The sequence below is a fragment of the Clostridium zeae genome, assembly GCF_017312485.1.
Classification (GTDB): Bacteria; Bacillota; Clostridia; order Clostridiales; family Clostridiaceae; genus Clostridium_AR; species Clostridium_AR zeae.
Window position 1 is genome coordinate 1 of the sequence record NZ_BMBA01000017.1, and the last position, 12000, is coordinate 12000.

General features: G+C 31.9%; 9 protein-coding genes, 1 tRNA gene and 2 rRNA genes. 6 read left to right on the forward strand and 6 right to left on the reverse strand.

All coding sequences use genetic code 11. The annotated features are described in order from the left end of the window. Positions 1-110, reverse strand: a 16S ribosomal RNA gene (locus tag J3477_RS25785); the annotation flags it as partial. 525 nt (positions 111-635) lie between these two features. On the opposite strand from J3477_RS25785, the gene asnB reads away from it, so the two are divergent. Further along, entirely contained in the window at positions 636-2477 is a 1842-nt protein-coding gene (gene asnB, locus J3477_RS25790) for an asparagine synthase (glutamine-hydrolyzing) (RefSeq protein ID WP_206873098.1), read from the forward strand. Positions 2478-2540: 63 nt separating this feature from the next. On the opposite strand, the gene J3477_RS25795 is transcribed toward asnB, so the two are convergent. Together J3477_RS25795 and J3477_RS25800 are read right to left on the reverse strand one after the other, a co-directional pair. Continuing rightward, entirely contained in the window at positions 2541-3884 is a 1344-nt protein-coding gene (locus J3477_RS25795; RefSeq protein WP_206873099.1) for a TldD/PmbA family protein, read from the reverse strand. Between the two features lie 14 nt (positions 3885-3898). Then, positions 3899-5284 (reverse strand): TldD/PmbA family protein, encoded by a 1386-nt coding sequence (locus J3477_RS25800; protein WP_206873100.1) that lies wholly within the window; start codon positions 5282-5284, stop codon positions 3899-3901. A 303-nt stretch (positions 5285-5587) separates the two neighbouring features. Between J3477_RS25800 and J3477_RS25805 the strand changes: the two genes are divergently transcribed. Further along, on the forward strand, positions 5588-6061 hold the full coding sequence (locus tag J3477_RS25805) for a PTS sugar transporter subunit IIA (protein ID WP_206873101.1): 474 nt from the start codon (positions 5588-5590) through the stop codon (positions 6059-6061). Positions 6062-6150: 89 nt separating this feature from the next. On the opposite strand, the gene J3477_RS25810 is transcribed toward J3477_RS25805, so the two are convergent. Continuing rightward, positions 6151-7080 carry a phosphate/phosphite/phosphonate ABC transporter substrate-binding protein gene (locus J3477_RS25810; RefSeq protein WP_206873102.1) on the reverse strand — a complete coding sequence of 310 codons (930 nt, stop codon included), beginning with the start codon at positions 7078-7080 and terminating at the stop codon, positions 6151-6153. A gap of 380 nt (positions 7081-7460) precedes the next feature. On the opposite strand from J3477_RS25810, the gene phnC reads away from it, so the two are divergent. The 4 genes from phnC to J3477_RS25830 are packed head-to-tail and all read left to right on the forward strand — an operon-like array spanning position 7461 to position 11406. Next, entirely contained in the window at positions 7461-8219 is a 759-nt protein-coding gene (gene phnC, locus J3477_RS25815) for a phosphonate ABC transporter ATP-binding protein (protein ID WP_206873103.1), read from the forward strand. 11 nt (positions 8220-8230) lie between these two features. Next, entirely contained in the window at positions 8231-9010 is a 780-nt protein-coding gene (phnE, locus tag J3477_RS25820; protein ID WP_206873104.1) for a phosphonate ABC transporter, permease protein PhnE, read from the forward strand. Next, positions 9007-9798, forward strand: a complete 792-nt coding sequence (gene phnE / locus J3477_RS25825; RefSeq protein ID WP_206873105.1) for a phosphonate ABC transporter, permease protein PhnE — start codon at positions 9007-9009, stop codon at positions 9796-9798. Before phnE (J3477_RS25820) ends, phnE (J3477_RS25825) begins: the two co-directional genes overlap by 4 nt. Positions 9799-9828: 30 nt before the next feature. Further along, positions 9829-11406, forward strand: a complete 1578-nt coding sequence (locus J3477_RS25830; RefSeq protein ID WP_206873106.1) for a bifunctional metallophosphatase/5'-nucleotidase — start codon at positions 9829-9831, stop codon at positions 11404-11406. A 296-nt stretch (positions 11407-11702) separates the two neighbouring features. Here J3477_RS25830 and J3477_RS25835 read toward each other — a convergent pair. Continuing rightward, a tRNA-Lys gene (locus J3477_RS25835) sits at positions 11703-11778 on the reverse strand. 6 nt (positions 11779-11784) lie between these two features. After that, positions 11785-11902, reverse strand: a 5S ribosomal RNA gene (rrf, locus tag J3477_RS25840). Positions 11903-12000 lie beyond the last annotated feature (98 nt).

A 12000-nucleotide genomic window follows, 5' to 3' on the forward strand; every position in this document is an offset into this window, starting at 1 on the left:
ACTCACCCGTCCGCCGCTAAGAAAGTTCCGAAGAACTTTCTCCGCTCGACTTGCATGTGTTAGGCACGCCGCCAGCGTTCGTCCTGAGCCAGGATCAAACTCTCAATTTAAAGTTTAATCATAGCTTACTTACTTAGTAAGTCTTTTTTCAAAAGAATTGCTGGTTTAGTTTAAGTCTAGTTTTAGACTTTGTTTATCTTCTCTGTTTAATTTTCAAAGACCAAGTTTGTTTTGCTGTTTTTCTGACAGCTTTTATATCTTACCACCGTAAGATTTCTTTGTCAACACTTTTTTAAAACTTATTTTTGAAAGATAAATTTTACTTTCGTGTCTTCGTCACTACTTGTTTCAGCGACATGACTTATAATATCACATAGTTCTAATCCATTAAATAGATTAAATGCCATTATAGCAACTTACTTGTCCATTAATTATAATTTCTCCATATTTCAACATATTTCATCAATTGATACACCTGGCACTGTTATCACAAAGAATCCACCTGTTAGCCCTATAAATTACTTATTATGGGTTATAACCCCAGTATATTTATATTATTCATCTTAATCACAGGTAACTAATAATAGCTTTTTTACATATTATAAAAAATAATATTATTTATGAAGGTGATAATTTTGTGCGGAATTGCTGGATGGGTGAATTTCAAAGATGACATTTCAAAACAGCATAAAATAATAGAAGATATGACCGATACTTTAAAGTTAAGAGGACCTGACAGCTATGGATACTATACAACCAATAATATTCTTTTTGGACATAGAAGACTAGTGGTTGTAGACCCTGAGGGTGGAAAACAACCAATGGTTAAAACTCTTGGCGGCCATAATTATTGTTTAATATATAATGGAGAATTGTATAATACTGAGGATCTAAGAAAAGAACTACTAGATAAGGGTTTTCAATTTGATGCTTACTCTGATACAGAGGTTTTACTTACAGCTTATATTTGTTGGGGTATTGACTGCATATCAAAATTAAATGGTATTTTTGCATTTGCCATATATGATGAAAAAGAAAATAGAGTGTTCTTGGCAAGAGATCCTCTAGGAGTGAAACCTTTATTCTATACTATAAAAGGTAATTCTTTTATATTTGGCTCTGAAATAAAAACATTATTTGCTCATCCTTATGTAGATCCCATTATAGATAAAGATGGCTTAACTGAAATCTTTGCTTTAGGACCGGCTAATTGTCTTGGAAGTGGTATATATAAAGATATAAAAGAGGTTTCTCCATCTAATTATGTACTAATTACTCCAGATGGGATAAAGACTAAAGAGTATTGGAAGGTTTCTGCTGAGGATTTCAACGAAACTGAGGATGAGGCAGCTGAACATCTTAAAGACTTACTTACAGATGCAATAAAAAGGCAGCTGGTAGGTGACGTTCCCCTTTGTACATTTTTATCCGGTGGACTTGATTCCTCTGCTATTTCGGCAATAGCAGCAGAAGAATATAGAAGTAAAGGAAAAACTCTTACAACTTATTCTATAGATTATGAAGATAATGATAAATTCTTTAAGTCTTCATTATTTCAACCAACATCAGATCAATATTGGGCATTGCAAATGTCTAAGTTCATCAAGAGTAGTCACAAAACATTCCTAATAAATCATAACGATCTTACAGCAGCTTTAAAGGATGCTGTAATCGCTAAAGACCTACCAGGAATGGCTGATGTAGATTCATCCTTATTCTTATTTTCCAAGGAAATAAGAAAAGAATTCGTTATAGCCTTATCTGGGGAATGTGCAGATGAACTATTTGGCGGGTATCCATGGTATACTCGAGAAGAACTTATAAATGCACCAACATTCCCTTGGTCAAGATTTGTAAAAGATAGAAAATCTCTTCTATCTGACAATCTAAAAAGCTTACCTATAGAAGATAAGACCCAACAAGAATATTTAGATACCTTAAAACAAGTTCCTCATCTAGATAATGAAAGCAAGTTAGATTTTAGAATGAGAGAATTATTTTATCTAAATATTAAGTGGTTTATGGTTAATTTGCTAAATAGAAAAGATAGAATGAGTATGTCTAATAGTCTTGAAGTAAGAGTGCCCTTTGCTGACTACAGATTAGTTCAGTACGCTTTCAATTTACCCCAAAAAATAAAATTTGCTGATGATAGAGAAAAAGGGCTTTTAAGGAAATCATTAAAGGGAGTATTGCCTGATGATATCATATATAGAAAAAAGAGTCCTTATCCAAAAACACACAACCCTATATACACATCATTAGTATGCGCAGCTATGAATGATATACTAAGCGATAAAACTTCTCCTATATTAAATATTATAGATAAGAAAAAGGTTCAAGAGATAGTTGATACAAAAGGTGATGCTTACAAAACCCCATGGTATGGTCAACTTATGACAGGACCTCAATTAATTGCTTATCTAGTTCAAATGAATATATGGTTAAAGGAATATAACGTTCAGCTTGAATTATAATATAATTATTGAAAATGCAGAGAGTAATCAAATATTTAGTATGATTACTCTCTGCATTATATTTTATAGACCAGCAATTGAAAGTTCAGTTACCACAACAGAAGGACTAGCAGTGTTAGAATAATAGAAATCAAAATCACTTCCAACCTCTTCAATGTTTTTTAACAAATAAAAGAAATTCCCTGCTATTGTTATTTGATCTACTGCCTCTCCAAGTTTTCCATCTCTTATAACTCTTCCATTAGCTGCTAACGAGAAGTCTCCAGTTATTGCATTTGCTCCTGAATGCATACCTTGAAGATTTGTTATATATAATCCATTTCCTACAAGCCCCACTAATGAATTAAAAGTCTTCTCACCTTTTTCTATATATAAATTTGTAGCAGAAATCATAACTGGTGACGAAAACGAAGCCTTAGATGCATTTCCAGTAGTTTTTACATTGTCTTTATTGGAAGTCTTCAAATTATGAAGAAGTGTTATAAACTTTCCTTTATCTACTATGGACTTCCTATATGTTGGTACTCCCTCATCATCAAAAGGAGTGGAATAAGGAGATCCTTCTAAAATCGGATTATCTGTAATTGTTACAATATCAGAAGCTATAGTACTTCCTTCTTTTCCTTGAAGCAATGAAAGTCCCTTTTGAGCATTATCAGCATTAAAGACGCCTTGAAATGTTTCTAATATAGTTGCCATCATATAATTAGATATTAGTACTTTATATTTTCCTGACTTAATTGACTTTGAACCGATCTTAGATATAGCATCATTTGCAGCTTCCTTAGAAATCTCATCAAGATTTAATTCTCTTATGCTTGTTCTAATCTTAATAGACATACCAGTCTGCATACCACTTACATTTCTAGCAACTGCATCGACGTAAGCAATAGCAGTAGTTTTCTTGCTTCTTAAATCTAATCCCTTGGAATTTATTATTACTACTTCCGATCTAGAAGTATCTACTTCACATTCATCCACTTTTTCAATCAAATTACTTGCTTCTTTTGTTTTTTTCTCTAACATAAGCGCTAAATTAATTTGTTCACTTGGAGTTAATCGCTCTATATCCTCACCATATGTTGAAACATTCTCATATTCACCTTGTTCACCATATATAAAATCTTTATCTTCATTCTCTAAAAGCTCTGCATTTTCTTTAGCCTTTTTTACAATTATTTCAGCAGCTGCTTCATCTAAACTTTCACTATATGCATATCCTATTTTCTCGTTTATAATTCCTCTGAAACTTACTCCTCCAGTACTGCTTAAGCCATACCCATCAACTTCGCCCTCGTAGATTCTTATTTCTAAGTTTTCCTTGTTAGAATAATAAATTTCGTATTCACTAAATCCTAATTCTTTAGCAAACTTAAAAACTATATCTTTAAATTGCCTTACTTCCATAAAGTTCTCCCCTCCTATCTTCCACCAACAGTTATTTGTTTTACTCTAATCAGTGGCTGACCTACATTAGTTGGAACAGATCCACTTAAAGACCCGCACACACCTTGACCATGACTAAGATTTTGTCCAACCATATCTATATCCATTAATATATCAGCACCTTTACCAATTAAACTTCCACCTCTTACAGCTTCCGATATTTGACCATTTCTTATTAAATAACCTTCTGCTACAGCAAAATTGAACTCACCTGTAATTGGGTTAACTGAACCACCACCCATTTTCTTTGCATATAAGCCGTATTCTATAGATTTAATTATATCTTCATTATTATCATTGCCGTTTGCAATATAAGTATTGGTCATCCTAGATGTTGGTGCAAACTTATATGATTCTCTTCTAGAACTACCAGTAGATTCCATCCCCATTCTTCTAGCATTTAATTTATCTATCATGTACGATTTCAAAATTCCGTTTTCTATAAGTACATTTTTTCTTGTTTTTGTACCCTCATCATCTATATTTAACGATCCCCATAGATTCGGCAATGTTCCATCATCTATAGCTGTTACCTTTGTAGATGCTATTTGTTGACCTAACTTATCACAAAATACCGAATTTCCCTTTGCAACAGATGTAGCTTCAAGTGAATGCCCACAAGCCTCGTGAAATATAACTCCTCCAAAACCATTTTCAATGGCAACCATCATCTTACCAGCTGGGCAATAATTTGCATGAAGCATAGTAACAGCTGATTTACTTGCCTCTCTTCCGTAATATTCAGGGTCTATACTATCAAACATTTCAAATCCCATCATTCTTCCTGGATTTTCTGTACCTAATTGATTTTCCTTAGAATTACTTGCTACAGATTTAATTCCTAACCTAGTCCATATTCTTCTATCTTCTGTATATAAACCTTCACTATTAGCAATAAGCACCTTTTGATCTTTGTCCATATACGTTACTGAAGCTTGACTTATTTCATCACTGTATTCTCTAGCAGATTTATAAGCTAGCTTCATCTTTTCAATCTTCTTAGTACTTTCAATAAATGAAGGAACATAGATTATAGGGTGAATATTAGAATTTATTCTTTCGATAAGATTCAAGTTAATATCTAGATTATCATCAATGTTTCCAAGTGCATACGCAGCCTTACATGCTACCTCAGTCAAATGCTTCAAACTATTTTCATTTGTATATGCATATACACTTCTAAATCCTTTAAATATTCTTATACCTATACCATAGTTTCTCCCTGAAACTATACTATCTACTTTGCCATCAGTCAGTGTTATATTATTATTCATTGTATCTTCAACAAAAACTTCTGCAAAATCTCCCCCGCTTTTCAAAGCTTGGGATAATACTTTGCCTATTATTTCTTTCGATAACATATGCGTCCCCCTTATTATCTGTAATATAGTACCATTTTAATTAATACTACCATCTTATGCAATATTTACTAAATATATTTTAACATATATATTTTTATAACGATAATAAATACCGTCTACAATTGACTAAACTCAAATAATAATATATAATTAGAGTGCGTGTTACTGTTAAATCAGGCATAAGTTTATAAAAACTTATGCCTTTTTCTATTAATTATGAACTTTTTGTTAATTTTATTATTATATTTTTGAAAGGAAGTGAGTTTTTCTAATTTCACTATAATGTGAAGTTAGGAGTATATTATGTTTGGATTCCTAAAAAAAGAAATAAAGATTCTCGCACCTGTTGCAGGAACTACAATAGATTTATCTAGAGTTCCAGATGAAGTATTTGCAAAAAAAATGGCTGGAGATGGAGTTGCAATTGATAGCACCGGTTCCATATTTGTAGCTCCAGCTGATGGTGAATTATCCTTAGTATTTAAAACAAATCATGCTTTTGCTATGACAATTTCAGGAGAAGTAGAACTTCTAGTTCATATAGGTATCGACACTGTTTCTCTAAACGGTGAAGGCTTTGAAAGACTAATAGAACCTGGTGTAAAAATAAAAGCTGGTACACCTATCATAAAAGTTAATAGAGAATTTGTAGAAAGTAAAGGCTTCTCATTAATAACACCAGTTCTAATAACAAACCCTGATGTTATAAAAGAAATGAATCCAGTCATAGGTTCAACTGTAAAAGAAGGATTAGACACTATAATAACTTATAAATAGAAAATTTAAAAACAAAGGTATCTAAGAATTATTAATTAAATTCTTAGATACCTTTTTAATTGACTATTGTAAGCTATATAACTATACTACTATTTAGCTTCAACTAACTTTTGATACTCTCTAACAATGTCAAAATTCTTGTCATCTGACTTTACATATCCAACATGTGAGTATATCTCTGTTACTATCTTCTTTCCTTCTGGATCTTTACCAATTTCTATAAAAGCATTTTGTATTTTTTCTTTCCATTCAGCTGTTATATCTGGTCTTACACTGATAGTATCGTTTGGTATTGGTTGAGTGAAGTATATAGGCTCAACTTTATCAAATATGTCCGGAACATCTTTCTTTACAGTATTTCTTGCATCTTCAAATACTGCTGCTGCATCAACATCTCCATTTAATACAGCTAATATACCCTTGTCATGACCTTTAACTCTTATGCCTTGTACATCTTTTTCAGGATCTACTCCAGCTTTTTTAAGTTCTGCAGCTGGCCATATGTATCCTGCTGATGAAGTAACATCTTGCCAAGCTATTTTCTTTCCTTTTAGATCTGCTAATGTCTTTATATTTGAACCTTTTTTAACAACTATCATAGATCTATATGAATCAACAAGTTCTGTAGTATTTTCTCCAGTAGGTTGCTTTATTCCGTATCTTTGTGCTTGAAGTAAAATGTCAGCAGCATTCTTTTCTTTAGCTAAAACATATGCTGTTGGAGGTAAGAAACCAATGTCTACTTGCTTTGAAGCCATGGCCTCAATTATTGTATTATAACTTGTGGATACGCTTACCTTTACTGGTATGCCAAGCTTGTCTGATAATAACTTTTCTAAAGGTTTAGCTTTTGCTTCTAAAGTTTCAGCATTCTGTGAAGGCACGAACTGAACCTTTAATTCTTTTGGTTCATATCCCTTTGCTGTAGTTGAGTCATCTTTCTTAGTACTACTACAACCAGCTAATGCAGTCATAGCTAATGCAGTGCATAGTGCAACACTTAATATTCTTCTTTTCATAGTATATCCTCCCTAAAAATTAAAAATTAAACTACATTTCCAATAAATACATTTAAATCATAAACTATTTTTATTTTTTTTGCAATATCGTTCGTATTTATTTTTATATTGCATATTACTTAATAATTGCTATATATAACAGAATTGTATTGAAAATATTGTTATAGAAGTAAAATTTTCTAATGTTCTATTGAAAATACTAGTTAAATTATAGTATTCTTATATTAAAATTAATAGTATTTACTGTTAAAATAAGGTTAAGTTTGTGTTTATTACTATTTAACTAACAGTTAATTCACTAAATGCTATATAATAATTAGTACTACATATTTCAATTATTGTTCGTGTTTTAAAATCATTAAGAAAAGGTTGGTAAAATTATGATTGAATTTAAAAGCGTATCAAAGACTTATCCTAATGGTGTTATTGGGCTTAAGGATGTTAGTGTTACAATAAACGAAGGAGAACTTGTTGTAATAGTCGGACTTTCTGGCGCAGGAAAATCTACATTTTTAAGATCTATTAACAGATTAAACGAGACATCTTCAGGAGAAATACTGATAAACGGTAAGTCTATCACCAAAGCAAAAGGAAAAGATTTAAGAGTCATGCGTAGAGATATTGGAATGATATTTCAAAGCTTTAACTTAGTTAAAAGATCCTCTGTACTTAAAAACGTCTTAGCTGGAAGAGTTGGCTATCACTCCACCGTCAGAACTCTAACCGGAATGTTTCCAAAAGAAGACTTAGAACTAGCTTTTGAATCATTAAAAAAGGTTGGAATAGAGCAAAAAGCTTATATGAGAGCTGATGAACTATCTGGTGGACAGCAGCAAAGAGTTGCTATAGCTAGAACATTAGCTCAGCAGGCAAAAATACTTTTAGCAGATGAGCCTATAGCCTCATTAGATCCTGTGACAACAATTCAAGTAATGGACGATATAGCAAGAATAAATAAAGAAATGAACATAACTACTATTGTTAATCTTCACCACATAGATTTAGCAAAGAAATACGCAACTAGAATATTAGGTTTTAGAGAAGGTAAGCTAGTTTTTGATGGTGCTGTAGAAGAGGCCACCGACGAAATTTTTGATTATATATATAACGGCAAAACAGAAGACCTTGCAGAAGTTTAGGAGGAATAAAGATGAAAGAGCAAACTATAAAAAAACCTTCTAACATGAAATTATATCTTACAATTGTATTAGTACTTATTTTGCTTATTGCCAGCGCTAAAAAAACAGACGCTTCATTTTCGCAGCTCATGAAAGGGCTTCCAGAGACAGGTAAGCTCTTTAAAGAAATGTTTCCTCCTGATTGGAGTTATTTCCCTAGAATATTTAGCCCTATGGCTGAAACAATCAGAATGGCTATAATCGGGACAACCTTAGGAGCTATAGTATCAATTCCTTTAGCTTTGCTTTCTGCAAGAAATATATGCAAATCTAAAATACTATTATCGATGTCACGAGTAATATTAAATCTTATAAGAACAATACCCGACTTACTATTTGCTGCTATATTTGTTGCGGCTTTTGGCCTAGGCCCACTAGCAGGTATATTTGCCTTAAGCTTTTTTTCATTAGGCCTTGTTGCTAAATTATTGTATGAATCAATAGAAGGCATCGATGAAGGTCCAATGGAAGCTTTAACAGCTTGTGGTGGTAACACTCTTCAAATAATAAATTTTTCAGTAATTCCTCAAGTTTTGCCTCAGTTCATTTCATATGTCTTATATACCTTTGAAATAAATGTAAGAGCTGCTGCTGTTTTAGGCTTAGTAGGTGCAGGTGGTATAGGGCTTCAATTGGATAGTACTTTGGGGTTATTTAAATATGATCAAACTTGCACTATTATCATTGCTACCTTAGTTATGGTAGTCATTATAGATCATGTAAGCATAAAAATCAGGGAGAATTTACTATGATAGAAAAAAATAAATCTTTAAAAAAATCATTATCCAAATGGCTTATTGCTATAATACTAATTGCTATATATATATGGGCCTTTGCAGGAATAAAATTTACTGGAATTAAAGAATCTGCGAATCAAGTAATAACTTCTATATTTAAAGGCTTATTTCATCCTGATTGGGGGTATGTATACCTTCCTGATGGAGAAGATCTTCTTAGAGGCTTACTTGATACTGTTGCAATTGCAGTTTTAGGTACAGTTGTATCTGCGTTTTTATGTATTCCATTTTCATTTTGGGCTGCAAGAAATATGAGTAAGAACAAGTTAGCTAGTGGAAGCGGTAAATTCTTATTAAGTTTTATAAGGACATTTCCTGAAATTGTAATGGCAATAATATTTATTAAAGCTGTGGGCCCAGGTGCATTTGCTGGTGTATTGGCTCTTGGCGTCCATTCTATAGGAATGCTTGGTAAACTATATTCAGAGGGGATTGAAAACATAGATTGGGGCCCTTACGAAGCATTAACCTCTTGTGGTGCTAATGCTCTTCAAAAATTGAAATATGCTATAATTCCTCAAGTATTACCTGAATTTGCCTCCTATTCGCTTTATAGATTTGAAATTAATGTTCGTTCTGCTACTATACTTGGTATAATTGGTGCTGGTGGAATTGGTACTCCTCTTATATTCGCTCTCGAAGCTAGACAATGGAGTCGAGTTGGGATCATATTACTGGGCATAATAGTAATGGTTACTGTTATTGATTTTATATCAGGAAATATAAGAAAAAGACTCGTTTAACTGTTTAATCTATGAAAGAGGTTATTTTATATGAATTTAAATACAATAGATTTAACTATACTTCATACTAGTGATATTCATGGAAGTATATTACCAATATATTATGGAACTAATGAATACAGAGATATAGGTCTTTCTAAACTATCTAGCATCATAAAAGATGAGAAGAAAAAGAATGATAATACTTTACTTGTAGATTGTGGAGATGCCCTTCAGGGGTCTCCACTTATATATTATTATGCAAGGATTAATCCACAAGGAGAAAATCCTGTAATAAAACTCTTTAATTATTTAGGATACGATTCCTTTACTGTAGGAAATCATGAATTTAATTACGGTATGAATTATTTATTAAATGCGAAAAATCAATCTAATTTTCCATGGCTTAGCTCAAATATTCTTAATAAATCAAATAACATACCTTACTTTGGTAAACCTTATATAATTAAAAAACTTTCTAATGATTTAAAAATCGGTATAATTGGATGTACCACAAAGTATATTCCTAACTGGGAACAACCACACATAATTAAAGATCTAAATTTCGAAGATGTCATAAATTCACTAAATAATTGGATCCCTCAAATGAAAAATGAAGGTGCTGATATAATAGTAGTTGCATATCATGGTGGTTTTGAAAAAGATATCGATACAGGGCTACCTTCTGAAAATCTTACTGGTGAAAATCAAGGATATGAAATTTGTGAAAAGGTCCAGGGAATAGATCTTTTATTAACAGGACATCAGCATAGATCCATATACGATAAATATATAAATAATGTGTTAGTATGCCAATCTGGATTTGATGGAGCATCTTTAGGAAGGATATCTCTGAGATTAGAAAAACACTCATCTACATGGAAGATTAAAAATGCATCAAGTAAGTTACTATATTCTAAAGATTATGATGTAGATAATGAATGTGTAGAACTAATTAAAAAATATGAAACAGATACTCAAGCTTGGTTAGATACTCCTATAGGAAAGATAGATGGAGATATGACAATATCTAATCCTACTGAAATTAGATTAAAGGATAATTCACTGATGGAATTTATTAATAAAGTTCAAATGCATTATGGTGAAACTGATATATCTCTTACATCACTTTTTGACAATAGAAGTCTTGGTTTAAAATCAAACGTTACTATGCGAGATGTTGTTTCTAATTATATTTACCCAAATACACTTAAAGTATTAAAACTTAAAGGCTCTGATATAAAGTCTGCTCTAGAAAGAAGCGCTTCTTATTTTGAATATATAGATGGCCAATATGTAGTAAGTAAAGATTTTTCTAATCCTAAACCACAGCATTATAATTATGATATGTGGGAAGGCATTGACTACGTTCTAAACATTTCTAAACCAATAGGAAATAGAGTTATATTATTAAAGTATAAAGGTTTTGATATGGATATGGCTAAAGAATATAATGTAGTAATGAATAATTACAGAGCTTCCGGCGGCGGAGATTATTTCATGTTTAAAGATAAACTATTAGTTAAAGATATACCTACGGATGTTTCTGAATTAATTGCTAATTATATATTAGATAGAAAGATCATTGATGCTACTGTAAATAACAATTGGAAAGTAATTCATGACTAATTTTTACTGACTTTTAACTCATACTGTACATTATAACTATATACTTAAATATTTTTACTATTAAACAAAAAGTCTTAGCATTGTGAGCTAAGACTTTTTGTTTAATCCACAGGTTAATCTTTTATCTTAGTATATTCTGTGGATTAAATAACTTTGTCTGTGGATTATTTGATAAAGTTAACGTATTTCTTATATTAAATAAAAAATTTGCTAAATCTTAACTTCATTTAATCATCTAAAACTTTACTTTAAAATAATTTATTGAAAAATAAAAAACCTCTGTATAAACAGAGGTTTGGTGGCTCACCGGGGAATCGAACCCCGGACACCATGATTAAAAGTCATGTGCTCTACCGACTGAGCTAGTGAACCACATTTACCTAGCGACCACTTACTCTCCCACACAGTCGCCCATGCAGTACCATCAGCCGTCTAAGTCTTAACCGTCGTGTTCGGAATGGGTACGGGTGTAACCCTTAGACGCATCATCACTAGATATTGAAAGATTATTCTTTCAAAATTGCACTTAAGTTTACTTTGTAATAATTTGTATTGGTCAAGCCCTCGACCTATTAGTATCGGTCAGCTGAACAT